Raw genomic sequence first — 23,562 nt, 5'->3', positions numbered from 1 at the left:
TTGTGATCGCCCTCTCCCTCGCCGAGATCGCAGAAGTCGTCGGCGGGCAGACGCACGACATACCGGACCCGTCCGTCCGGGTCACCGGGCCGGTCGTCCGGGACTCGCGGGAGGCGGTTCCGGGCAGCCTGTTCGTCGCCTTCGCCGGCGAGCGCGTGGACGGCCACGACTTCGCGGAGCGGGTCGTCGAGGCGGGCGCGGTCGCCGTGCTCGCCTCCCGGCCCGTCGGGGTCCCCGCGATCGTCGTGGCGGACGTCCAGGCGGCCCTCGGCGCCCTCGCCCGGCACGTCGTCGGCCGGCTCGGCACCACCCTCGTCGCGCTCACCGGTTCGGCCGGCAAGACCAGCACCAAGGACCTCATCGCCCAGGTCCTGCGGCGCGAGGCACCGACCGTCTTCACCCCCGGCTCGCTCAACAACGAGATCGGCCTGCCGCTCACCGCGCTCACCGCCACCGAGGAGACGAAGTTCCTCGTGCTGGAGATGGGAGCGCGCGGAATCGGCCACATCCGGTACCTCACCGGTCTGACGCCCCCGAAGGTCGGACTGGTCCTGAACGTCGGCTCCGCCCACATCGGCGAGTTCGGCGGCCGGGAGCAGATCGCCCAGGCCAAGGGCGAGTTGGTGGAGGCCCTGCCCCCGGCCGAGGAGGGCGGCGCCGCGGTCCTCAACGCGGACGACCCCCTCGTACGGGCCATGGCGTCCCGTACGAAGGCGAAGGTGATCCTTTTCGGAGAGTCCGACGAAGCGGACGTTCGGGCCGAGAACGTGCGACTCACGGACAGCGGACAGCCTTCCTTCAGGCTTCACACACCCTCCGGTGCATCCGATGTGACCATGCGCCTGTACGGTGAGCATCACGTGTCGAACGCGCTCGCCGCGGCCGCCGTCGCCCACGAGTTGGGCATGTCCGCAGACGAGATCGCCACCGCGCTCTCCGAGGCGGGCTCCCTCTCCCGCTGGCGGATGGAGGTCACCGAGCGCCCGGACGGCGTGACGGTCGTCAACGACGCCTACAACGCGAACCCCGAGTCCATGAAGGCAGCACTGCGCGCGCTGGCGGCCATGGGCAAGGGACGCCGTACGTGGGCGGTGCTCGGCAAGATGGCCGAGCTCGGGGACGAGGCGCTCGCCGAGCACGACGCGGTCGGACGGCTCGCCGTCCGGCTCAACGTCAGCAAGCTCGTCGCGGTCGGGGGCAGGGAAGCCGCCTGGCTGCAACTGGGCGCATATAACGAGGGTTCGTGGGGTGAGGAGTCGGTGCACGTGTCCGACGCACAGGCGGCGGTCGACCTGTTGCGCAGCGAATTGCGCCCGGGGGATGTCGTACTCGTGAAGGCGTCCCGTTCGGTCGGGCTCGAGAGCGTGGCGCAGGCGCTGCTCGAGACCGGTGCCGAGGGTGAGGTCTCCGCCCGATGATGAATCAGATCCTGTTCGCAGGAGTCATTGGCCTCTTCCTGACGCTGATCGGCACCCCGCTGCTGATCAAGCTGCTCGCGCGCAAGGGGTACGGGCAGTACATCCGTGACGACGGCCCGCGCGAGCACGCCAGCAAGCGCGGTACGCCGACCATGGGCGGTATCGCCTTCATCCTGGCGACGGTCGCCGCGTACTTCCTCAGCAAGGTGATCAGCGGTGAGCCGCCGAGGTACTCGGGCGTGCTGGTGCTGGGCCTGATGGTCGGCATGGGTCTGGTCGGCTTCCTGGACGACTACATCAAGATCGTCAAGCGGCGTTCGCTGGGTCTGCGGGCCAAGGCGAAGATGGCCGGCCAGCTCATCGTCGGTATCGCCTTCGCGGTGCTCTCGCTGCAGTTCGCGGACTCCCGCGGGCAGACCCCGGCCTCCACGAAGCTGTCGTTCATCACGGACTTCGGCTGGACCATCGGCCCGGTGCTGTTCGTCGTCTGGGCGCTGTTCATGATCCTGGCGATGTCGAACGGCGTGAACCTGACCGACGGTCTGGACGGTCTCGCCACCGGTGCCTCCGTGCTCGTCTTCGGCGCCTACACCTTCATCGGCGTCTGGCAGTTCCAGGAGTCCTGCGCCAACGGCGAGACGCTGACCAACCCGGGCGCCTGTTACGAGGTGCGCGACCCGCTGGACCTCGCGGTCGTCGCCTCCGCGCTGATGGGTTCCTGCCTGGGCTTCCTGTGGTGGAACACCTCCCCGGCCAAGATCTTCATGGGCGACACCGGTTCGCTGGCGCTCGGCGGTGTGCTCGCGGGTCTCGCGATCTGCTCCCGCACCGAGCTGCTGCTGGCCATCCTGGGCGGTCTGTTCGTCCTCATCACCATGTCGGTGGTCATCCAGGTCGGCTCGTTCAAGCTCACCGGGAAGCGGGTCTTCCGGATGGCGCCACTCCAGCATCACTTCGAACTCAAGGGCTGGTCCGAAGTCCTCGTGGTGGTCCGTTTCTGGATCATCCAGGGCATCTGTGTGATCGTCGGACTGGGCCTCTTCTACGCGGGATGGGCAGCGGACAAGTGACCGACTGGCAGGGCAAGCACGTCACCGTCGCCGGACTCGGCGTCTCCGGCGTCCCGGCGGCCAAGGTGCTGCACGGGCTCGGCGCGAAGGTCACCGTCGTCAACGACGGGGACGACCCGCGCGCCCGTGAGCAGGCCGCCGAACTGGAGGCGCTCGGCGTCACCGTGCGCCTCGGCGACGGGGCGACCCTGCCGGAGGGCACCGAGCTGATCGTCACGGCCCCCGGCTGGAAGCCGGACAAGCCGCTGTTCGCGGCGGCGGACGCGGCCGGGGTGCCGGTGTGGGGCGACGTCGAACTCGCCTGGCGGCTCAGGAGGCCCGGCGCGGCCCCCTGGCTCGCGGTCACCGGCACCAACGGCAAGACCACGACCGTCCAGATGCTCGCCTCCATCCTGAAGGCGGCGGGCCTGCGCACCGCCGCCGTCGGCAACATCGGCGTCTCCCTCCTGGACGCCGTGCTCGGCGAGGAGGAGTACGACGTGCTCGCCGTGGAGCTGTCCAGCTACCAGCTCCACTGGGCGCCCTCCCTGCGCGCCCACTCGGCGGCCGTGCTCAACCTCGCCCCCGACCACCTCGACTGGCACGGCTCCATGGAGGCGTACGCCAGGGACAAGGGCCGTATCTACGAGGGCAACCGCGTCGCCTGCGTCTACAACGTGGCTGACAAGGCCACCGAGGACCTGGTCCGCGAGGCCGACGTCGAGGAGGGCTGCCGCGCCGTCGGCTTCACCCTGGGCACCCCCGGTCCCTCCCAACTCGGCGTCGTGGAGGGCATCCTGGTCGACCGCGCCTTCGTGGAGAACCGGCAGAAGAACGCCCAGGAGCTCGCCGAGGTCTCCGACGTCACCCCGCCCGCCCCGCACAACATCGCCAACGCCCTTGCCGCCGCGGCCCTCGCGCGGGCCTACGGGGTGCCCGCGAGCGCCGTACGGGACGGCCTGCGGGCCTTCACCCCGGACGCCCACCGCATCGCGCACGTCGCCGACGTGGACGGGGTCGCGTACATCGACGACTCCAAGGCCACCAACACGCATGCCGCCGAAGCCTCGTTGGCGGCCTACGAGTCGATCGTGTGGATCGCCGGCGGGCTCGCCAAGGGCGCCACCTTCGACGAACTGGTCGCCGGCTCGGCGAAGCGGCTGCGCGGTGCCGTGCTGATCGGCCGGGACCGCGCCCTGATCCGCGAAGCCCTCGCGCGACACGCCCCGGAAGTACCCGTCGTCGACCTCGACCGGACCGACACTGGGGCGATGCTCCGGGCGGTCCAGGAGGCGCGGCGGCTCGCCCGGCCCGGCGACACGGTGCTGCTGGCCCCGGCCTGCGCCTCGATGGACATGTTCGCCAACTACAACAAGCGCGGTGACGCGTTCGCACAGGCGGTGCGCGAGCTCGGCGCCTGACCCGGCCCGCCTGGCGCCGGGCGACCTTGGGAGGGACGCGTGGGACCGTCGACGGCGTACAGCGGAGGCCCGGATGACCGGTAGCCGTACCGGCCGCCCGCCCGTGCGGCGGGCCGTACGCGGACCCGCCGTACCCGGGCCCCCGCGCGAGAACCCCCTGCGCACCCTGGTCACCCGGGCGCGCAGGGCCTGGGACCGGCCGCTGACCGCGTACTACCTGATCCTCGGCGGCAGCGCGCTGATCACCGTGCTGGGCCTGGTGATGGTCTACTCGGCCTCCCAGATCACGGCGCTGCAGATGTCGCTGCCGGGCTCCTACTTCTTCCGCAAGCAGCTGCTGGCCGCCGGGATCGGCTGCGTGCTGCTGCTGGCGGCCTCCAGGATGCCGGTGAAGCTGCACCGCGCCCTGGCCTACCCGATCCTCGCGGGCGCCGTCGTCCTGATGGCCCTGGTGCAGGTGCCGGGGATAGGGGTCGCGGTCAACGGCAACCAGAACTGGATCGCCCTCGGCGGCTCCTTCCAGCTCCAGCCCAGCGAGTTCGGCAAGCTCGCGCTGGTGCTGTGGGGCGCCGATCTGCTCGCCCGCAAGCAGGACAAGCGGCTGCTGTCCCAGTGGAAGCACATGCTGGTGCCGCTCGTCCCGGCCGCCTTCATGCTGCTCGGGCTGATCATGCTCGGCGGCGACATGGGCACGGCGATCATCCTGACGGCGATCCTTTTCGGCCTGTTGTGGCTGGCGGGGGCGCCGACCCGGCTGTTCGTCGGCGTGCTGTCGATCGCCGCGCTGCTCGGCGCGATCCTCATCCGCACCAGCCCCAACCGCATGGCCCGGCTCACCTGCCTCGGCGAGACCGAACCCCAGTCGGGACCGGTCGACTGCTGGCAGGCGGTGCACGGGATCTACGCCCTCGCCTCCGGCGGAATTTTCGGTTCCGGACTCGGTGCGAGCGTGGAGAAATGGGGCCAACTGCCCGAAGCGCACACGGACTTCATCTTCGCCATCACCGGTGAGGAACTGGGTCTGGCGGGGACACTGTCGGTGCTCGCACTGTTCGCGGCTCTAGGCTATGCGGGTATCCGCGTGGCCGGACGCACGGAGGACCCCTTCGTCAGGTATGCCGCGGGAGGCGTGACCACCTGGATCACGGCCCAGGCCGTGATCAACATCGGTGCGGTGCTCGGTCTGCTGCCGATCGCCGGAGTCCCGCTCCCGCTGTTCTCCTACGGGGGATCCGCCCTGCTGCCGACCATGTTCGCCATCGGGCTGCTGATCGCCTTCGCGCGTGAGGACCCCGCTGCACGGATGGCGCTTGCCATGCGGCAACCCCGCTTTGGTAGAAAGCGGAGCGGGGGTTCACAGCGGCCCCGCAGATGGAACACGATGCGACGGCGCGCCCCGGTGGCGCGTTCGTCCGGAGAGCGGTGAATTTCGGTGCATGTCGTACTCGCCGGCGGAGGAACCGCGGGCCACATCGAGCCCGCGCTCGCCCTCGCGGACGCCCTGCGCAGGCAGGATCCGACCGTGGGCATCACGGCCCTGGGCACGGAGCGCGGCCTGGAGACCCGTCTCGTACCCGAGCGCGGGTACGAACTGGCGCTGATCCCCGCCGTACCGCTGCCGCGCAAGCCCACCCCCGAGCTGATCACCGTTCCGGGCCGGCTGCGCGGCACCATCAAGGCGGCCGAGCAGATCCTGGAACGCACCAAGGCGGACGCCGTGGTCGGATTCGGAGGCTACGTCGCCCTGCCCGGCTACCTCGCGGCCAAGCGGCTCGGCGTGCCGATCGTGATCCACGAGGCCAACGCCCGGCCCGGACTGGCCAACAAGATCGGCTCCCGGTACGCCGCCCAGGTCGCCGTCTCCACGCCCGACAGCAAGCTGCGCGGCGCCCGTTACATCGGCATCCCGCTGCGCCGCTCCATCTCCACCCTGGACCGGGCCGCCGTACGCCCCGAGGCCCGCGCCGCGTTCGGGCTCGACCCCAATCTGCCCACGCTGCTGGTCTCCGGCGGCTCGCAGGGCGCCCGCCGGCTCAACGAGGTGGTCCAGCAGGTCGCCCCGTGGCTCCAGCAGGCCGGGATCCAGATCCTGCACGCGGTCGGCCCGAAGAACGAACTGCCGCAGGTGCACCAGATGCCGGGCATGCCCCCCTACATCCCGGTAAGTTACCTGGACCGGATGGACCTCGCGTACGCCGCGGCCGACATGATGCTCTGCCGCGCGGGCGCGATGACCGTCGCCGAACTCTCCGCCGTCGGGCTCCCGGCCGCCTACGTCCCGCTGCCCATCGGCAACGGCGAACAGCGGCTCAACGCCCAGCCGGTGGTCAAGGCCGGCGGCGGACTGCTGGTCGACGACGCGGAGCTGACGCCCGACTGGGTCCAGCAGAACGTGATGCCCGTGCTCGCCGACCCGCACCGGCTGTACGAGATGTCCCGCGCCGCCGCCGAGTTCGGCCGCCGGGACGCCGACGACCTGCTCGTCGGCATGGTGTACGAGGCGATCGCCGCCCGTGCGCACCGTTAGACGCGTTTGACGGAAGGCAGGCAGCCATGGCCGGATCGACCACCGCCGAGCGTGGTGAACGCAAGCGGGAGTCGTCCGGCCCGCCGCCGCCCGTCCGGCGGTTCGGACGACGACAGGTTCGTCGGATCATCGTCCTGGCCGTCGTCCTGATGTTCCTCGGCAGCGGGACGTTCTGGCTGCTGTACGGGTCGGACCTGGTGCGCGTGGAGCGCGTATCGGTGTCGGGGACCCGGGTCCTGACGCCCGCCGAGGTGCGCGAGGCCGCCGACGTCCCCCTCGGGGAACAGCTGGTCTCCGTCGACACCGAAGCGATCGAGGCGCGGCTTTCCGAGGCGTTGCCCCGGATCGACACGGTTGACGTGGTCCGTTCCTGGCCGAGCGGGATCACGCTGAAAGTGACGGAACGCACCGCTGTCCTCCTCGTCCACAAAGGCGGGAAGTTCATCGAAGTGGACGGGGAAGGTGTCCGGTTCGCCACGGTTTCCAAGGCCCCTGAAGGGGTACCGGCGCTGAAAATGACCGTTTCCAGGAGCGGTTCCGCGGCGGCGAGCCTGCGCCGCTTCGGCGAGGACCGGCTGACCCGGGAGGCGGTGCGGGTGGCCGGTGCGATCCCGGCCTCCGTGGCGCACGCCACCCGCAGCGTCAAGGTCCGTTCCTACGACGACATCTCGCTGGAACTGGCCGACGGCCGTACGGTCGACTGGGGAAGCAGTGAGAAGGGCGCCGAGAAGAGCCGTACTCTCACCGCACTGATGAAAGCGGAGCCCGGAGCGCGGCACTTCGACGTCAGCGTGCCCACGGCTCCCGCGTCAGCGGGGAGTTGACGCACATCAGCGCAGGCCAGCACCCTGGTTGGGCAGCGCTACGGCTGATCACATAGGGTGAAAAGAAAAACGGGAGGTTCGGCGTGTTCGTTGAACGGGCGCCGCTTGTCGACTTAGTGTCCTGTTCAGAAGACTCCAGGGAACGGACACACTGGTAACCCTAAACTTCAACGTTAGGGTTCGGGTCGGCGCTACGGACCGTCCCAATCGGCATCAGTCGTCGGGTCGCGGGGGCAGCAGTGCTTCAGCGGTCGGGCGACACGTAACTCGAGGCGAGAGGCCTTCGACGTGGCAGCACCGCAGAACTACCTCGCAGTCATCAAAGTCATCGGTGTCGGCGGCGGTGGTGTCAATGCCATCAACCGGATGATCGAGGTCGGTCTCAAGGGCGTCGAGTTCATCGCCATCAACACCGACGCGCAAGCCCTGTTGATGAGCGACGCCGACGTCAAGCTCGACGTCGGCCGTGAACTCACCCGCGGACTCGGCGCCGGAGCCAACCCGGCCGTCGGCCGCAAGGCCGCGGAGGACCACCGCGAGGAGATCGAGGAGGTCCTCAAGGGGGCCGACATGGTCTTCGTGACGGCCGGCGAGGGCGGCGGCACCGGCACCGGCGGCGCGCCCGTCGTGGCCAACATCGCCCGCTCGCTCGGTGCCCTCACCATCGGCGTGGTCACCCGCCCCTTCACCTTCGAGGGGCGGCGTCGCGCGAACCAGGCCGAGGACGGCATCGCCGAGCTCCGCGAAGAGGTCGACACCCTCATCGTGATCCCGAACGACCGGCTGCTGTCCATCTCGGACCGCCAGGTGTCGGTTCTCGACGCCTTCAAGTCGGCGGACCAGGTGCTGCTCTCCGGTGTCCAGGGCATCACCGACCTCATCACCACGCCCGGCCTGATCAACCTGGACTTCGCCGACGTCAAGTCGGTCATGTCCGAGGCCGGGTCGGCCCTCATGGGCATCGGCTCGGCCCGCGGCGACGACCGCGCGGTGGCCGCGGCCGAGATGGCCATCTCCTCGCCGCTCCTCGAAGCCTCCATCGACGGCGCCCGCGGCGTGCTGCTCTCCATCTCCGGCGGCTCCGACCTCGGCCTGTTCGAGATCAACGAGGCCGCCCAGCTGGTCAGCGAGGCCGCCCACCCCGAGGCCAACATCATCTTCGGTGCGGTGATCGACGACGCCCTCGGCGACGAGGTCCGGGTCACCGTGATCGCGGCCGGCTTCGACGGCGGCCAGCCGCCCGCCAAGCGGGACAACGTCCTCGGTTCGTCCTCGGCCAAGCGCGAGGAGCCCGCCCCGGCGCGGCAGCCGGAGAGCCGCCCGTCCTTCGGCTCGCTCGGCAGCGTCACGCCGAAGGAGGACCCGGAGCCGCCGGCGCCGGAGCCGGTGCGCGACATCCCGGCCGTCCAGCCGCCGGTCCCGCCGTCGCGGACCTACGACAGCCCGGTCGAGGAACTGGACGTACCGGACTTCCTGAAGTGATAGGACGGCGCGAGAGCGTGAGCGGCGCGCACTTCGCCTTCACCGACCGGTGGGGCGGGGTGAGCGCCGCTCCGTATGAGGAGCTCAACCTCGGCGGTGCGGTCGGCGACGACCCCGGCGCCGTACGCGTCAACCGCGAACTGGCCGCCAAGTCGCTCGGCGTGGACCCGGCCCGGGTGGTCTGGATGAACCAGGTGCACGGGGCCGACGCGGTCGTGGTCGACGAACCCTGGGGCGACCGTCCGGTCCCCGAGGTCGACGCGATCGTCACCGCGCGGCGCGGACTCGCCCTCGCGGTGCTCACCGCCGACTGCGTGCCGGTGCTGCTCGCCGACCCGGTCGCCGGCGTGGTGGCCGCGGCCCACGCGGGCCGGCCCGGCATGACCGCCGGGGTCGTCCCCGCCGCCGTACGGGCCATGACGGAACTCGGCGCCGACCCCGCGCGGATCGTCGCCCGCACCGGACCCGCCGTCTGCGGCCGGTGCTACGAGGTGCCGGAGGCGATGCGCGACGAGGTGGCCGCCGTCGAACCGGCGGCGCACGCCACCACGAGCTGGGGAACACCGGCGGTCGACGTGGCCGCGGGCGTGCACGCGCAGCTCGAACGGCTCGGGGTGCGCGACCGGGAGCAGTCGCCGGTGTGCACGCTGGAGTCGGCTGATCACTTCTCGTACCGCCGCGACCGCGCCACCGGGCGGCTCGCGGGCTATGTGTGGCTGGACTGATGGGGCATGACGGACCGTAAGGACGAACTCGCCGCGAACCTGGCGAAAGTGGAGGAGCGGATCGCCGCCGCGTGCGCCGCCGCCGGACGCGGGCGGGACGAGGTGACCCTGATCGTGGTCACCAAGACCTATCCCGCGGACGATGTGCGGATCCTGTCGGGACTCGGGGTGCGTCATGTGGCCGAGAACCGGGACCAGGACGCCGCCCCCAAGGCGGCCGAATGCGCGGATCTGCCCCTTACCTGGCACTTCGTCGGTCAACTTCAGACCAACAAGGTGCGTTCCGTGGTGGGTTACGCCGATTTCGTGCAGTCCGTCGACCGTTCCCGGTTGGTGACGGCCCTCTCCAGGGAGGCCGTGCGGGCCGGGCGCGAGATCGGCTGTCTGATCCAGGTGGCGCTCGACGCCGACGCGAGCGGCCGGGGTGAGCGCGGAGGTGTGGCGCCCGCCGGCGTCGCGGAGTTGGCCGACCTGGTCGCGCGGTCCGAGGGGCTGCGGCTCGGCGGACTGATGACCGTCGCCCCGCTCGCCGGGGAGTACGCGGGGCGCGAACAGGCGGCCTTCGAGCGGTTGATGGATTTGTCGACCGACCTGCGCCGGACCCATCCGGCTGCGAACATGGTCTCGGCAGGGATGAGTGCGGACCTCGAACAGGCCGTGGCCGCCGGAGCGACACATGTGCGCGTCGGCAGTGCGGTACTCGGAGTCCGCCCCGGGCTCGGGTAACGTCGCCAAGAAGTCGGACCACAGCAGAAAATATGGTCAGTTCCGCCGAACAGCGGACGTAAAGACCCAGTGGATCGCGGGCACTTGGCGGTCGTCAGCGGATCCACCACAGAGCGGAGGACTAGGAGCATGGCCGGCGCGATGCGCAAGATGGCGGTCTACCTCGGCCTCGTGGAGGACGATGGGTACGACGGCCGCGGATTCGACCCAGACGACGACTTCGAGCCCGAACTCGACCCGGAGCCCGAGCGGGACCACCGGCGGCACGAGCCGTCGCACCAGCCCCACGTCTCACATCAGCCCCAAAGGGACGAAGAGGTACGAGTCGTCCATCCTCCCGCGCCGCGCGAACCGATCGCCCGATCCGCTTCGCTCCCCGCGGAATCGCCACGCCCGGCGCGGATCGCGCCCGTGGCATCCATCACACAAGAACGCGCGAGCCTGGAGAAGAACGCACCGGTGATCATGCCCAAGGTCGTGTCGGAACGAGAGCCTTACCGGATCACCACGCTTCACCCCCGGACCTACAACGAGGCCCGTACCATCGGGGAACACTTCCGTGAGGGCACGCCGGTGATCATGAACTTGACCGAGATGGACGACACGGACGCGAAGCGACTTGTCGACTTTGCGGCCGGTTTGGTGTTTGGTCTTCACGGCAGCATCGAGCGGGTGACGCAGAAGGTGTTCTTGTTGTCGCCTGCTAACGTCGATGTCACGGCGGAGGACAAGGCCCGCATCGCAGAGGGCGGGTTCTTCAACCAGAGCTGAGACGCAGGACCGGACCAAGAGCGGTACAGGGGAGAGGGAAAAACAGGCCATGAGCGTGTTCGCGCAGGTGATCTACATCGCGCTGATGGTGTTCCTCATCGTGCTGATCTTCCGTTTGGTCATGGATTATGTGTTCCAGTTCGCCCGCTCATGGCAACCCGGCAAGGCGATGGTGGTCGTCCTGGAGGCCACTTACACTGTCACCGATCCACCGCTGAAGCTTCTGCGGCGGTTCATCCCGCCGCTGCGTCTCGGGGGCGTGGCGCTAGACCTGTCCTTCTTCGTACTGATGATCATCGTCTACATCCTGATCTCAATCGTGGGCAATCTCGCGAGGTGACTGTGGACGATACGGTCTTGCCGACTGCCGATGACTACGTTGAGGTGAAGAGATGCCGTTGACCCCCGAGGACGTGCGGAACAAGCAGTTCACGACCGTCCGCCTCCGAGAAGGCTATGACGAGGACGAGGTCGATGCCTTCCTCGACGAGGTCGAAGCCGAACTGACGCGCCTGCTCCGCGAGAACGAGGACCTGCGCGCCAAGCTGGCCGCGGCCACGCGCGCCGCCGCCCAGAACCAGCAGAACATGCGCAAGCCCCCTGAGCCGCAGGACCAGCAGCAGCAACAGCAGGGGCCGCCCCAGGGCATGCCCCAGCAGGGGCCGCCTCAGGGCATGCCCCAGCAGGGCATGCGAGGTCCCGGCGCTCCGGTGCCCGCCGGCATATCGGGCCCGCCGCAGCAGCAGATGGGTGGCCCCATGGGTGGTCCGCCCCAGCTGCCGAGCGGTGCTCCTCAGCTGCCCGCCGGCCCCGGCGGACAGGGCGGCCCGCAGGGTCCCGGCCCCATGGGCCAGGGTCACGGGCCGATGGGCCAGGGCCCGGGCCCGATGGGTCAGGGCGGTCCGATGCAGGGGCAGATGGGTCCCGGTGGCCCGATGGGCGGTCCCATGGGCGGCCCCGGTATGCCCGGTCAGGGCGGCCCGGGCATGCCCGGTCAGGGCGGTCCCGGTGGCGACAGCGCCGCGCGCGTCCTGTCGCTGGCCCAGCAGACCGCGGACCAGGCGATCGCGGAGGCCCGTTCCGAGGCCAACAAGATCGTGGGCGAGGCGCGTTCGCGTGCCGAGGGTCTCGAGCGGGACGCCCGCGCCAAGGCGGACGCCCTGGAGCGGGACGCGCAGGAGAAGCACCGCGTCGCGATGGGCTCCCTGGAGTCCGCCCGCGCCACGCTGGAGCGCAAGGTCGAGGACCTGCGCGGCTTCGAGCGCGAGTACCGCACGCGGCTGAAGTCCTACCTGGAGTCGCAGCTGCGCCAGCTGGAGACCCAGGCGGACGACTCGCTCGCCCCGCCGCGCCAGCCCGCCAGCTCCGCGCCGTCGCTGCCGCCGTCCCCGGCGCCCTCGATGGCTCCCGCCGGTGCCGGTGCGCCGTCCTACGGCGGCAACCAGACGATGGGTGGCGCTCCCGGCGGTCAGGGCGGCCCCTCCTACGGTGGCGGTCAGCAGCAGATGCAGCCGGCGATGACCCAGCCGATGGCGCCGGTGCGTCCGCAGGGCCCGTCGCCGATGGGTCAGGCTCCCTCGCCGATGCGCGGCTTCCTGATCGACGAGGACGACAACTGACGGCCCTGTGGCCATGAGTACGGCGTAGCGGTCGGCAGCGTTCAGGGCGGGGCCCGGGTTCACGAACCCGGGCCCCGCCCTTTCGCTGTGCGTGCGCACGGGGGCTGCGGTGTTTGTTCGGGATTGGTCGGAGCGTCCGACGCACGCAATGCCGAAGGCCCGGGTCCGCCAAGATTTTTCTTGGCGGACCCGGGCCTTGCGTGTGGGGGAGAGGACCCGCGCCCCTCAAGGGGCGCGGGGAACTGCGCGACCGGCCAAGGACCACCCGCAGCCGCAGGAGACACCTCGCGTGGCAGACGCAGCGCCCCCAGCGACGTCCTACGCCTTCCGCAGGCGGAACGTCAGCGACAACCCCTCGTCGACGAACGGGACACCGTACGTGTCGTCTGCCTCACCCTGCGTGAAGTCCGTCGCGAGGACCTCCTCCGCGATCAGTCCCGCGTGCTCCGCCAGCGCGGCGATCGTCGCCGGCTCCGTCGCAGTCCAGCGCAGGGCGATCCGGTCGGCCACGTCGAGGCCGCTGTTCTTGCGGGCCTCCTGGATCAGCCGGATCGCGTCCCGCGCGAGCCCCGCGCGGCGCAGCTCCTCGGTGATCTCCAGGTCGAGGGCGACCGTGGCACCGGCGTCGGACGCCACCGACCAGCCCTCGCGCGGGGTCTCCGTGATGATCACCTCGTCCGGGGCCAGGGTGATCGTCTCACCGTCGACCTCCACCGAGGCCGTGCCCTCGCGCAGCGCCAGGGAGAGCGCGGCGGCGTCCGCGTTCGCGACCGCCTTGGCCACGTCCTGGACCCGCTTGCCGAACCGCTTGCCCAGCGCACGGAAGTTGGCCTTCGCCGTGGTGTCCACCAGCGAGCCGCCCACCTCGGACAGCGACGCCAGCGACTCGACGTTCAGCTCCTCCGTGATCTGCGTGTGCAGCTCGGGGTCGAGGGCGCTGAAACCGCCCGCCGCGATCAGCGCGCGCTTCAGCGGCTGGCGGGTCTTCACGCCCGACTCCGCGCGGGTGGCCCGGCCCAGTTCCACGAGCCGGCGCACCAGCACCATCTGCTTCGACAGCTCGGGGTCGATGGCGGACAGGTCGGCCTGAGGCCACGCGGACAGGTGCACCGACTCCGGGGCGCCCGGGGTGACCGGGGCGATCAGGTCCTGCCAGACCCGCTCGGTGATGAACGGGGTCAGCGGGGCCATCAGCTTGGTGACCGTCTCCACGACCTCGTGCAGCGTGCGCAGCGCGGCCTTGTCGCCCTGCCAGAAGCGGCGCCGGGAGCGGCGGACGTACCAGTTGGACAGGTCGTCGACGAACGCGGAGAGCAGCTTGCCGGCGCGCTGGGTGTCGTACCCCTCCAGCGCCTGGGTCACCTGGTCGGTGAGCGCGTGCAGCTCGGAGAGCAGCCAGCGGTCGAGCACGGGACGGTCGGCGGGGGCCGGGTCGGCCTCGCTCGGCGCCCAGTTCGACGTACGGGCGTACAGGGCCTGGAAGGCGACCGTGTTCCAGTACGTCAGCAGCGTCTTGCGGACGACCTCCTGGATGGTGCCGTGGCCCACCCGGCGGGCCGCCCACGGGGAGCCGCCGGCCGCCATGAACCAGCGGACCGCGTCGGCACCGTGCTGGTCCATCAGCGGGATCGGCTGCAGGATGTTGCCCAGGTGCTTGGACATCTTGCGGCCGTCCTCGGCGAGGATGTGACCGAGGCAGACGACGTTCTCGTACGACGACTTGTCGAAGACCAGGGTGCCGATCGCCATCAGCGTGTAGAACCAGCCGCGGGTCTGGTCGATGGCCTCGCTGATGAACTGCGCCGGGTAGCGGGCCTCGAACAGCTCCTTGTTCTTGTACGGGTAGCCCCACTGCGCGAACGGCATCGAGCCCGAGTCGTACCAGGCGTCGATGACCTCCGGCACGCGCGTGGCCGTCTTGCCGCAGCCGCCCTGCGCGCACGCGAAGGTGACCTCGTCGATGTACGGGCGGTGCGGGTCGAGGCCCGACTGGTCGGTGCCGGTCAGCTCGGTGAGCTCCGCGCGGGAGCCGACGACCGTGAGGTGGTCGTCCTCGCAGCGCCAGATCGGCAGCGGGGTGCCCCAGTAGCGGTTGCGGGAGAGCGCCCAGTCGATGTTGTTGTTCAGCCAGTCGCCGTAGCGGCCGTTCTTGACCGTGTCCGGGAACCAGTTGGTGTTCTCGTTCTCCTGGAGGAGACGGTCCTTGATCGCCGTGGTGCGGATGTACCAGGACGGCTGCGCGTAGTAGAGCAGCGCGGTGTGGCAGCGCCAGCAGTGCGGGTAGCTGTGCTCGTACGGGATGTGCCTGAAGAGCAGGCCGCGCTCGTCGAGGTCGGCGGTGAGCTTCTCGTCGGCCTTCTTGAAGAAGACGCCGCCGACCAGCGGGACGTCCTCCTCGAAGGTGCCGTCGGGGCGGACCGGGTTGACCACGGGCAGGCCGTAGGAGCGGCAGACCTTGAGGTCGTCCTCACCGAAGGCGGGGGACTGGTGGACGAGGCCGGTGCCGTCCTCGGTGGTGACGTAGTCGGCGTTCACCACGTAGTGGGCGGGCTCGGGGAAGTCCACGAGCTCGAAGGGGCGCCGGTACGTCCAGCGCTCCATCTCGGCGCCGGTGAAGGACTGGCCGGTGGTCTCCCAGCCCTCACCGAGGGCCTTGGCGACCAGCGGCTCGGCGACGACCAGCTTCTCCTCGCCGTTCGTGGCGACGACGTAGGTGACCTCGGGGTGCGCGGCGACGGCCGTGTTGGAGACCAGGGTCCACGGGGTCGTCGTCCAGACGACCAGCGCGGCCTCGCCGGCCAGCGGTCCCGAGGTGAGCGGGAAGCGGACGTAGACGGACGGGTCGACGACCGTCTCGTAGCCCTGCGCCAGCTCGTGGTCGGACAGGCCGGTGCCGCAGCGGGGGCACCAGGGGGCGACGCGGTGGTCCTGGACCAGCAGGCCCTTGTTGAAGATCTCCTTCAGCGACCACCAGACGGACTCGACGTACTCCGGGTCCATGGTGCGGTAGGCGTCGTCGAGGTCGACCCAGTAGCCCATGCGGGTCGTCAGCTCGGTGAAGGCGTCGGTGTGCCGGGTCACCGACTCGCGGCACCTGGCGTTGAACTCGGCGATGCCGTACGCCTCGATGTCCTGCTTGCCGGAGAAGCCGAGCTCCTTCTCGACGGCCAGCTCCACCGGGAGGCCGTGGCAGTCCCAGCCGGCCTTGCGGGCCACGTGGTAGCCGCGCATGGTGCGGAAGCGGGGGAAGACGTCCTTGAAGACGCGGGCCTCGATGTGGTGGGCGCCGGGCATGCCGTTGGCGGTGGGCGGGCCCTCGTAGAACACCCATTCGGGGCGGCCCTCGGACTGCTCCAGGCTCTTGGCGAAGATCTTCTGCTCCCGCCAGAACTCGAGCACCGCGTGCTCGAGGGCGGGCAGGTCGACCTGGGCGGGTACCTGGCGGTACGTCGGCGTTGTCATCAGCGGGCTTCCTCCGGCGGACTTGCTGCCTTCCGTCCGGAGGGACGAGAGCTGTGTCGATCCTGCGCCGCCGTCGGCGCGCTCCCGCGGTACCACCCTCCTTGGCCCTCCGGTGCGTCGTGTGCTCCGGTGAGCCCCCTCATTGGGGTCGCGATGCCGGTTCTACCGCCCCGTACAGGGGTTTCTTCCGGCGGCTCCGGGGTGATCTTCACGTCGCGCTCGCCCCCGGGCTCACACCGTCCCCGGGTCGCTCTGGGCTGCGTACGCCGCTACTCGTCCCCATCCACGCTTTTCGCTCCGCCCAGTGTACGGCGCGGCGGGGACGGCGGCCGACCGGATTTCCGCTCGCCGTACGACCCGGCGTACCTCGAATGGCGAAGTGCGCCCGTCCGGATCCCGGGACGTCCATGTCGGCGGCATACCCGGCGGGGAGCTGGGCACAACGCATGCAGGTTCGCCGCGCGGCGTCCGCGGGGCGAGGGAATCGGGCGGTGCGCCCCGTTGCCGCGGGACTCGAGTCGATTTATCGTCCCAGCACGATTCGCGCGCAAGATCACAATATGTGAAGGGGCCGCGGCCATGGTGGCGAAGAAGACCGCCGTACAGCAGCCGGCACCGTCCGGCAGGTCCGGGGCCGCTGCCGGCGGAGGGGCCGAGAGGACGGGTGGGACGGCCGGAGCCGCGACGGCGGCGGCGAAGAAGGCGACGGGAACGAAGCCGGGGGCGCCCGCCGGGAAGGCGGCGGGGAAGACGGCGGCGCGGACAGCACACGACGGTGAACCGGTGGCATCGAAGCCCTCCGCCGGAACACCCACGAGGAAGATCGCGGCCAGGAAGGCACCCGCGAAAAAGACCACCGCGCGGAAGCCGCCCGTCGAGGGGACGTCCGCCGGGAAGGCCGGGGCGAAGGGGCCGTCTGTCGAGGGGGTGTCCGCGGGAAAGGCCACCGCGCGGAAGTCGCCTGTCGAAGGGGCGTCCGCCGGGAAGGCCGGGGCGAAGAAGCAGGCCGCCAAAAAGGTGGCCGCCGATGCGGTGGTGCCTGGTGGGGGCGCGGTGGGGAAGAAGGGGTCGGGGAAGGGCGCCGTCCGGAGGGCGGCCTCCACGGGCCCCCGGGAGGCGGCTTCCGCGGGCTCCCGGGAGGCCGGGCCCTCGGGGAGCGGGGCCGGTGGGCCCGTACAGGATGTGGCCGGGCGCAGCACGGCCGATGACGCGGGCGCGGTGGATGCCGCGGCGCAGACGGGAGTGACGACGGTGGGTGCGAAGAAGACTCCTGGCACGGCCACGGCGGCGAAGAGCCCCGTACCCAAGGCCCGGATCGGCGCGGCGGAGCCGGGCGACCTCGCGGTGCGTCCGGGGGAGGAGCCATGGACTCCGGAAGAGGTCGAGGAGGCGCGGGCCGAGCTGACGTCCGAGGTGCTGCGGCTGCGCGAGGAGATCACCTCCTCCGAGCAGTCGCTGGCCGGCCTGATGCGGGACTCCGGCGACGGCGCGGGCGACGACGACGCCGACACCGGCACCAAGAACATCACGCGCGAGCACGAACTCGCGCTCGCCGCGAACGCGCGCGAGATGCTCACCCAGTTCGAGCGCGCCCTCCAGCGCCTCGACGCCGGTACCTACGGCCTCTGCGAGAACTGCGGCAATCCCATCGGAAAGGCCCGCATGCAGGCCTTTCCCCGGGCCACCCTGTGCGTGGAATGCAAGCAGAAGCAGGAACGACGGTACTGATCGGCGGGCGCGCGGGGCGTGCCGTACCCTCGTCCTTCAGTCAGGTACCTAGGTTGAGGGACTCACGTGGCAGAGGCGGAGCGCATCATCGGTACGCCGGACACCCCGGACGCGGACCGGGAGGAGCAGGAGCGGGCCGGCACCGGGGCGACGGCGGCGGAGACCGAGCGGCCCCGCGGCAAGCGGCGGATCGCCGTGCTGTTCGCCGTCGCCGTGTTCGCGTACGCCCTCGATCTGATCAGCAAGATGATCGTGGTCGCCAAGCTGGAGCACCACGAGCCCATCGAGATCATCGGGGACTGGCTGCGCTTCGAGGCGATCCGCAACGCGGGCGCGGCCTTCGGCTTCGGCGAGGCCTTCACCGTGATCTTCACGGTGATCGCCGCGGCCGTGATCGTGGTGATCATCCGCCTCGCCCGCAAGCTCTACAGCCTGCCCTGGGCGATCGCGCTGGGCCTGCTGCTCGGCGGCGCCCTCGGCAACCTCACCGACCGGATCTTCCGCTCGCCGGGCGTCTTCGAGGGCGCGGTGGTCGACTTCATCGCGCCCAAGCACTTCGCCGTGTTCAACCTGGCGGACTCGGCGATCGTGTGCGGCGGCATCCTGATCGTGCTGCTGTCGTTCCGGGGCCTCGACCCGGACGGCACCGTCCACAAGGACTGAACGCGCGTACGGGGCTGTCGGCCCCGTCCGGCATACTCGACGGGTGAGCACGATTCCCGAGATCCGTACCCTGCCCGTGCCGGACGGCCTGGAGGGCGAGCGCGTCGACGCCGCCATCTCCCGCATGTTCGGCTTCTCCCGCACCAAGGCGGCCGAGCTCGCCGCCGCGGGGAAGGTCACGGTCGACGGGTCGGTGGTCGGCAAGTCCGAGCGGGTCAGCGGCGGCGCCTGGCTCGAGGTGGAGATGCCGCAGGCGCCCGCGCCGGTGCAGGTGGTCGCCGAGCCGGTCGAGGGCATGGAGATCGTGCACGACGACGACGACGTGGTCGTGATCGTCAAGCCCGTCGGTGTCGCCGCCCACCCCTCGCCGGGCTGGACCGGTCCGACGGTGATCGGCGGCCTCGCCGCCGCCGGGTACCGCATCTCGACCTCCGGCGCCGCCGAGCGCCAGGGCATCGTGCACCGCCTCGACGTGGGCACCTCCGGCCTGATGGTCGTCGCCAAGTCCGAGTACGCGTACACGTCACTGAAGCGCCAGTTCAAGGAGCGCACGGTCGACAAGCGCTACCACACGCTCGTCCAGGGCCACCCCGACCCGACCAGCGGCACCATCGACGCCCCCATCGGCCGTCACCCGCAGCACGACTACAAGTGGGCGGTCACCGCCGAGGGCAAGCCGTCCGTCACGCACTACGACCTCATCGAGGCCTTCCGCGCCGCCTCCCTGCTCGACGTCAAGCTGGAGACCGGCCGCACCCACCAGATCCGCGTCCACATGGCCGCCCACCGGCACCCCTGCGTCGGCGACCTCACCTACGGCGCCGACCCCACGCTCGCCAAGCGGCTCCGCCTGACCCGCCAGTGGCTGCACGCCGTGCGCCTGGGCTTCGAGCACCCCGGCGACGGGCAGTGGGCGGAGTTCTCCTGCGACTACCCCGACGACCTTCAGCAGGCGCTGGACCAGGTCCGCGAGGAGACCTACGCATGAGCGGACCGTACGTGGTCCGCGTGGCGGAGGAGTCCGCCGACCGCGAGGCGTGCTTCGCGGTCCGCAAGGAGGTCTTCGTCGCCGAGCAGGGCGTCCCCGAGGACATCGAGTACGACGCCTACGACGCCGGCGCCGTCCACGTGCTGGCGGTCGCGGCGGACGGCACCCCCCTCGGCACCGGACGGCTGCTGCACGGCGAGGCCGCCGCGGCGAAGAACGGCGGCGACCCGGCGGTCGGCTCGCTCGGCCGGCTCGCGGTGACGCGCCGGGCGCGGGGCCTCGGCGTCGGCGCGGCGCTGGTGCGGGCCATCGAGGAGGCGGCCCGCGACCGGGGCCTCACCGCCGTCGACCTGCACGCGCAGACGCACGCCCTCGGTTTCTACGAGCGGCTGGGCTACGAGGCGTACGGGCCCGAGTTCCCGGACGCGGGGATGCCGCACCGGGCCATGCGGCGCGTTCTGCAGCGGAGGCCGCGAACGGCCGGGTGAGGGCGTCGGCGTGGCAGGGTGGAGATCCGCCCGCCGATCGTCGATCCGCCCGGAGCCGCGACCGTGGATCAGTTGACCCTGCTGTTCGCCCTGCTGCTCGGGGCCGTGGTGAGTGTCCCGGTCGGGGAGCGGCTGGGGCTGCCGGCGCCGGTGCTGATGACGGTCCTCGGGGCGGTACTGGCCCTGCTGGAGTTCGTGCCGAACGTCGACATCCCGCCCGACCTGATCCTCCCGCTGCTGCTGCCGCCCCTGCTCTACGCCGCCGTACGACGGACCTCCTGGCGGCAGTTCGCGGCGAACGTCAGACCGATCCTGCTGCTCGCGGTGGCGCTGGTCCTCGTCACCATGCTGTGCGTGGCCACCGTCGCCCACGCGGTCGTGCCGGGGCTGCCGCTGGCCGCCGCCTTCGCCCTCGGCGCTCTGGTCGCGCCGCCCGACCCGGTCGCGGCGACCGCCGTCGCCGGGAAGCTGGGGCTGCCGCGCCGGCTGGTGTCGATCCTGGAGGGCGAGGGGCTCTTCAACGACGTCACGGCGATCGTCCTCTACAACGTGGCGATCGCGGCCGTCGTCAGCGGCGGCTTCTCCGTCTGGGAGGCAGGGCTCGACCTGGTGCTGTCGGCCGTGGTGGCGGTGGCGGTCGGGCTCGCCCTGGGCTGGGGCGCCAACAAGCTGATGGGTCTCCTCGGGGACGCGACCCTGCAGATCGGGCTGAGCCTGCTCGTGCCGTACGCCTCCTACGTCGCGGCCGAGGAGCTGCACGGTTCGGGCGTGCTCGCCGTGCTCACCACCGCGCTGTTCCTCGTCGAGTACGCCACCGACGCCGACGACGTCATGACCCGGCTGGCCGGGCACACCTTCTGGGACATCGTCGACACCCTGGTCACCGGGGTCGCGTTCGGGCTGGTCGGGCTCGAACTGCACAACGCGGTGCGGACCGCGTCCGGCCACTGGAGCGAACTGCTCGGCTGGGCGGCGGTGGTCGTGGGCGTGGTCGTCCTGGTCCGGCTGCTGTGGCTGCTGCCGGCGACCTGGCTGACGAAACGGCTGCACGCCGCGCGGGACACCGCCGAGGAGATCCCGGTGAGCTGGCGCGAGACCGTGGTGATGTGGTGGTCCGGGATGCGCGGGGTGGCCTCCGTCGCGCTGGCGCTGGCGATTCCGCTGGAGACCGACGCCGGGGACGACTTCCCCGGCCGGAGCGAGATCGTCTTCATCGCGTTCGGCGTGATCATGGCGACCCTGCTGGTGCAGGGGCTGAGCCTGCCGTGGCTGGTGGGGCGGCTGGGGGTGCGGGCCGACACCGGGCGGGAGAAGCGGCTCGAGCACGACCTGGCGGTCCGGGCGGCGAAGGCGGCGAAGCGCAGGCTGCGCGAGATCGAGGAGGCCGAGGACCTGCCGGAGGAGCTGTCCGAGCAGATGCTGCGCAGCGCCTTCGACATCGGGGTGCGGATCAGCCCCGACCTCGCGGACGACGAGCGGCGGGAGGCGCACCGGCAGCGGGCGCGGCGGCTGAAGCGGGTGCGGGGGATCCAGCGGGAGATGCTGAGCGCGGCTCGGCACGAGGTGCTCGCGGCGCGGAGTGAGGCGGGGGCGGATCCGGAGGTCGTGGACCGGGTGCTGCGGCATCTGGATGTGCGCAGCTTGCGCTGATCTTTTGTTCTCCCATCCGCGCACCGCCCGTCTCGGTTCGTTGAGAAGCGGGCGTTTCCCGTGGGGGATTGGCGCCGTTGGCGGCTTTTCGTTCGTAGAGTCCTCATATGACTCGGAATGTTGTGATCAGCGGGGGCGGTACCGGGATCGGGCTCGCCGCCGCGCGGGTGTTCGCCGCCGACGGGGACCGGGTGCTGCTGCTCGGGCGGCGGGGGGACGTGCTGGAGCGGGCCGGGGTGCCGGGCGCGCTGACGTACGCCGCCGATCTCGCCGACCCCGAGGCCGTGCGCGGTGTCGCCGGCTTCGTGGGGCGGGAGTTCGGGGCCGTGGACGTGCTGGTCCACAGCGCCGGAGGCAACGGGCTCCTCGAACCGCCGGCCGACGGCGACGACCCGCTCGACGCCGTCGCCCGCTCCTGGACGGTCAACTTCCGGCTCAACCTGCTGACCGCCGCACTGCTGACCGAGGCCCTGCGCGACCGGCTCGCCGAACCCGGCGGTCGCGTGCTGTTCATCGGTTCCATCGCCGCCTACCGGGGCCATGGACAGGTGGCGTACGGGGCGGCCAAGGCCGGCCTGCACCCGTACGCCCATGACCTCGCCCGGAGACTGGGCCCGCACGGCATCACCGTGAACGTGGTCGCCCCCGGCTACATCGAGGACACCGCCTTCTTCGGCGAGGGCATCGACGAGGAACTGCGCGCCCGGCTGGTCGAGGAGACCCTGGACGGGCGCGCCGGAACGCCGGGGGACGTCGCCGCGACCCTGCACTGGCTCGCCTCCCCGGGCGCCGCACACGTCACCTCGCAGATCATCCAGGTCAACGGCGGCGCCGAACGCGGCCACTGAGGCCCGGTCAGCGCTCCCTCGGATGGGTGTGCACGCGGCGGGCCGCCGGTACGCCGTCGGCGGAGCGGTGATCGCGCCGGCCGGGCGGCAGTACCGCGTCGGCCGTGTTGACCCGGGGCAGGGCGTAGGGGTGTTCCTCGCCCAGCCAGCGGAGCATCCCCTCGCGGACCTCGACCCGCACCGTCCAGATGTCGTCCGCGTCCTTGGCCGTCACCAGGGCGCGCACCTCCATGGTGCTGGGTGTGCTGTCGGTCACGGTCAGGTTGAAGGCGCGGCCGTCCCAGGCCGGGCACTCCCGGAGGATGTCGCGGAGCCTGTCGCGCATCGCGTCCAGCGGGGCCGAGTGGTCGAGGTGCCAGAAGACGGTGCCCGTCATCTGCGGCGTCCCGCGCGACCAGTTCTCGAACGGCTGGGACGTGAAGTACGACACCGGCATGGTGATCCGGCGCTCGTCCCAGGTGTGCACGGTCAGGAAGGTCAGCGTGATCTCCTCGACCGTGCCCCACTCGCCGTCCACGACCACCGTGTCGCCGATGCGCACCATGTCGCCGAAGGCGATCTGCAGCCCGGCGAACATGTTGCCGAGCGTGGACTGGGCGGCCACACCGGCGACGATGCCGAGGATTCCGGCCGAGGCCAGCAGCGACGCACCGGCCGCCCGCATCGCGGGGAAGGTCAGCAGCATCGCGGCCACCGCCACCACACCGACGATCGCCGAGACCACCCGCCGGATCAGCGTCACCTGGGTGCGCACCCGGCGGACCCGCGCGGGGTCGCGCTCGCGGTGGCTGCTGGCGTACCGCGTGTACGTGGTCTCGACGACCGCGGCCGCGATCCGGATCGCCAGCCAGGCGGCCGACCCGATCAGCACCAGGGTCAGGGTCCGGCCGACGGCGGTCTCGTGGTCCGGCAGCAGCCCCGCCTCGTCGTACGACCCTCTCAGCAGGGCCGCGAACAGCACGAGCTGGTAGGGGATCCGGCCGCGGCGCAGCAGTCCCCACAGCGGGGTCTCGGGGTGGCGTTCGTCGGCCTTGCGCAGCAGCAGGTCGGTGGCCCAGCCGAGCAGCAGTGTGAGCACGACCGAGCCGCCGACCACGATCAATGGGCGGAGCACGTCATCCATGCTCCCGAACCTAACCGGCCCGGGCGGGCATGAACATGTGACTTCCACGC

General features: G+C 71.1%; 20 protein-coding genes. 18 read left to right on the top strand and 2 right to left on the bottom strand.

From position 1 onward, the window contains the following. Positions 1–2: 2 nt before the first annotated feature. The 12 genes from ACZ62B_RS30995 (at position 3) to ACZ62B_RS30940 (ending at position 12,562) form a co-directional block, all read left to right on the top strand. Positions 3–1,418 carry a UDP-N-acetylmuramoyl-tripeptide--D-alanyl-D-alanine ligase gene (locus tag ACZ62B_RS30995; protein WP_344555963.1) on the top strand — a complete coding sequence of 472 codons (1,416 nt, stop codon included), beginning with the start codon at positions 3–5 and terminating at the stop codon, positions 1,416–1,418. After that, a complete protein-coding gene (mraY, locus tag ACZ62B_RS30990) occupies positions 1,415–2,488 on the top strand; it encodes a phospho-N-acetylmuramoyl-pentapeptide-transferase (protein WP_030820598.1) in 1,074 nt (357 codons plus the stop codon). Before ACZ62B_RS30995 ends, mraY begins: the two co-directional genes overlap by 4 nt. Continuing rightward, on the top strand, positions 2,470–3,888 hold the full coding sequence (gene murD, locus ACZ62B_RS30985; RefSeq protein ID WP_468722935.1) for a UDP-N-acetylmuramoyl-L-alanine--D-glutamate ligase: 1,419 nt from the start codon (positions 2,470–2,472) through the stop codon (positions 3,886–3,888). Before mraY ends, murD begins: the two co-directional genes overlap by 19 nt. Positions 3,889–3,961: 73 nt before the next feature. Continuing rightward, positions 3,962–5,314 (top strand): putative lipid II flippase FtsW, encoded by a 1,353-nt coding sequence (ftsW, locus tag ACZ62B_RS30980; protein WP_344555958.1) that lies wholly within the window; start codon positions 3,962–3,964, stop codon positions 5,312–5,314. A 6-nt stretch (positions 5,315–5,320) separates the two neighbouring features. Beyond that, positions 5,321–6,415 (top strand): undecaprenyldiphospho-muramoylpentapeptide beta-N-acetylglucosaminyltransferase, encoded by a 1,095-nt coding sequence (gene murG, locus ACZ62B_RS30975; RefSeq protein WP_344555956.1) that lies wholly within the window; start codon positions 5,321–5,323, stop codon positions 6,413–6,415. Positions 6,416–6,441: 26 nt separating this feature from the next. Continuing rightward, positions 6,442–7,239, top strand: coding sequence for a cell division protein FtsQ/DivIB (locus ACZ62B_RS30970; RefSeq protein ID WP_344555954.1), 798 nt, complete (start codon positions 6,442–6,444; stop codon positions 7,237–7,239). A 288-nt stretch (positions 7,240–7,527) separates the two neighbouring features. Next, positions 7,528–8,721 carry a cell division protein FtsZ gene (gene ftsZ / locus ACZ62B_RS30965; protein WP_030858954.1) on the top strand — a complete coding sequence of 398 codons (1,194 nt, stop codon included), beginning with the start codon at positions 7,528–7,530 and terminating at the stop codon, positions 8,719–8,721. Further along, on the top strand, positions 8,718–9,446 hold the full coding sequence (gene pgeF / locus ACZ62B_RS30960) for a peptidoglycan editing factor PgeF (protein WP_468722940.1): 729 nt from the start codon (positions 8,718–8,720) through the stop codon (positions 9,444–9,446). The genes ftsZ and pgeF overlap by 4 nt, the downstream gene beginning before the upstream one ends. 6 nt (positions 9,447–9,452) lie before the next feature. After that, a complete protein-coding gene (locus ACZ62B_RS30955; RefSeq protein ID WP_468722942.1) occupies positions 9,453–10,172 on the top strand; it encodes a YggS family pyridoxal phosphate-dependent enzyme in 720 nt (239 codons plus the stop codon). 129 nt (positions 10,173–10,301) lie between these two features. Continuing rightward, positions 10,302–10,943, top strand: a complete 642-nt coding sequence (locus ACZ62B_RS30950; RefSeq protein WP_073936563.1) for a cell division protein SepF — start codon at positions 10,302–10,304, stop codon at positions 10,941–10,943. A 49-nt stretch (positions 10,944–10,992) separates the two neighbouring features. Then, complete coding sequence (locus tag ACZ62B_RS30945) at positions 10,993–11,283, top strand: YggT family protein (protein WP_004932337.1); 291 nt, start codon at positions 10,993–10,995, stop codon at positions 11,281–11,283. A gap of 52 nt (positions 11,284–11,335) precedes the next feature. Further along, on the top strand, positions 11,336–12,562 hold the full coding sequence (locus ACZ62B_RS30940) for a DivIVA domain-containing protein (RefSeq protein WP_344555945.1): 1,227 nt from the start codon (positions 11,336–11,338) through the stop codon (positions 12,560–12,562). A gap of 318 nt (positions 12,563–12,880) precedes the next feature. Here the strand turns inward: ACZ62B_RS30940 and ileS are convergent, their stop codons facing one another. Beyond that, on the bottom strand, positions 12,881–16,024 hold the full coding sequence (gene ileS / locus ACZ62B_RS30935; protein WP_469692913.1) for an isoleucine--tRNA ligase: 3,144 nt from the start codon (positions 16,022–16,024) through the stop codon (positions 12,881–12,883). Positions 16,025–17,275: 1,251 nt separating this feature from the next. Between ileS and ACZ62B_RS30930 the strand changes: the two genes are divergently transcribed. The 6 genes from ACZ62B_RS30930 to ACZ62B_RS30905 all read left to right on the top strand — a co-directional run bounded on the left by ACZ62B_RS30930 (position 17,276) and on the right by ACZ62B_RS30905 (position 22,389). After that, positions 17,276–17,752 (top strand): TraR/DksA family transcriptional regulator, encoded by a 477-nt coding sequence (locus ACZ62B_RS30930; protein WP_469692912.1) that lies wholly within the window; start codon positions 17,276–17,278, stop codon positions 17,750–17,752. Positions 17,753–17,818: 66 nt separating this feature from the next. Then, a complete protein-coding gene (lspA, locus tag ACZ62B_RS30925; protein ID WP_344555939.1) occupies positions 17,819–18,415 on the top strand; it encodes a signal peptidase II in 597 nt (198 codons plus the stop codon). Between the two features lie 43 nt (positions 18,416–18,458). Continuing rightward, entirely contained in the window at positions 18,459–19,403 is a 945-nt protein-coding gene (locus ACZ62B_RS30920; protein ID WP_383343671.1) for an RluA family pseudouridine synthase, read from the top strand. Continuing rightward, positions 19,400–19,891: a GNAT family N-acetyltransferase gene (locus tag ACZ62B_RS30915; RefSeq protein ID WP_344555935.1), complete on the top strand. Its 492-nt coding sequence runs from the start codon at positions 19,400–19,402 to the stop codon at positions 19,889–19,891. The genes ACZ62B_RS30920 and ACZ62B_RS30915 overlap by 4 nt, the downstream gene beginning before the upstream one ends. 63 nt (positions 19,892–19,954) lie before the next feature. Then, complete coding sequence (locus ACZ62B_RS30910; protein WP_344555933.1) at positions 19,955–21,541, top strand: Na+/H+ antiporter; 1,587 nt, start codon at positions 19,955–19,957, stop codon at positions 21,539–21,541. 107 nt (positions 21,542–21,648) lie between these two features. Beyond that, positions 21,649–22,389 carry an SDR family NAD(P)-dependent oxidoreductase gene (locus tag ACZ62B_RS30905; protein ID WP_344555931.1) on the top strand — a complete coding sequence of 247 codons (741 nt, stop codon included), beginning with the start codon at positions 21,649–21,651 and terminating at the stop codon, positions 22,387–22,389. Positions 22,390–22,396: 7 nt separating this feature from the next. Here ACZ62B_RS30905 and ACZ62B_RS30900 read toward each other — a convergent pair whose 3' ends face one another. After that, positions 22,397–23,512: a mechanosensitive ion channel family protein gene (locus ACZ62B_RS30900; protein ID WP_344555929.1), complete on the bottom strand. Its 1,116-nt coding sequence runs from the start codon at positions 23,510–23,512 to the stop codon at positions 22,397–22,399. Positions 23,513–23,562 lie beyond the last annotated feature (50 nt).

It is taken from the genome of Streptomyces sp. NPDC053426, assembly GCF_055585405.1.
Note: the sequence above shows the minus strand (reverse complement) of the source record. Positions and strands in the feature narration are given on the sequence as shown.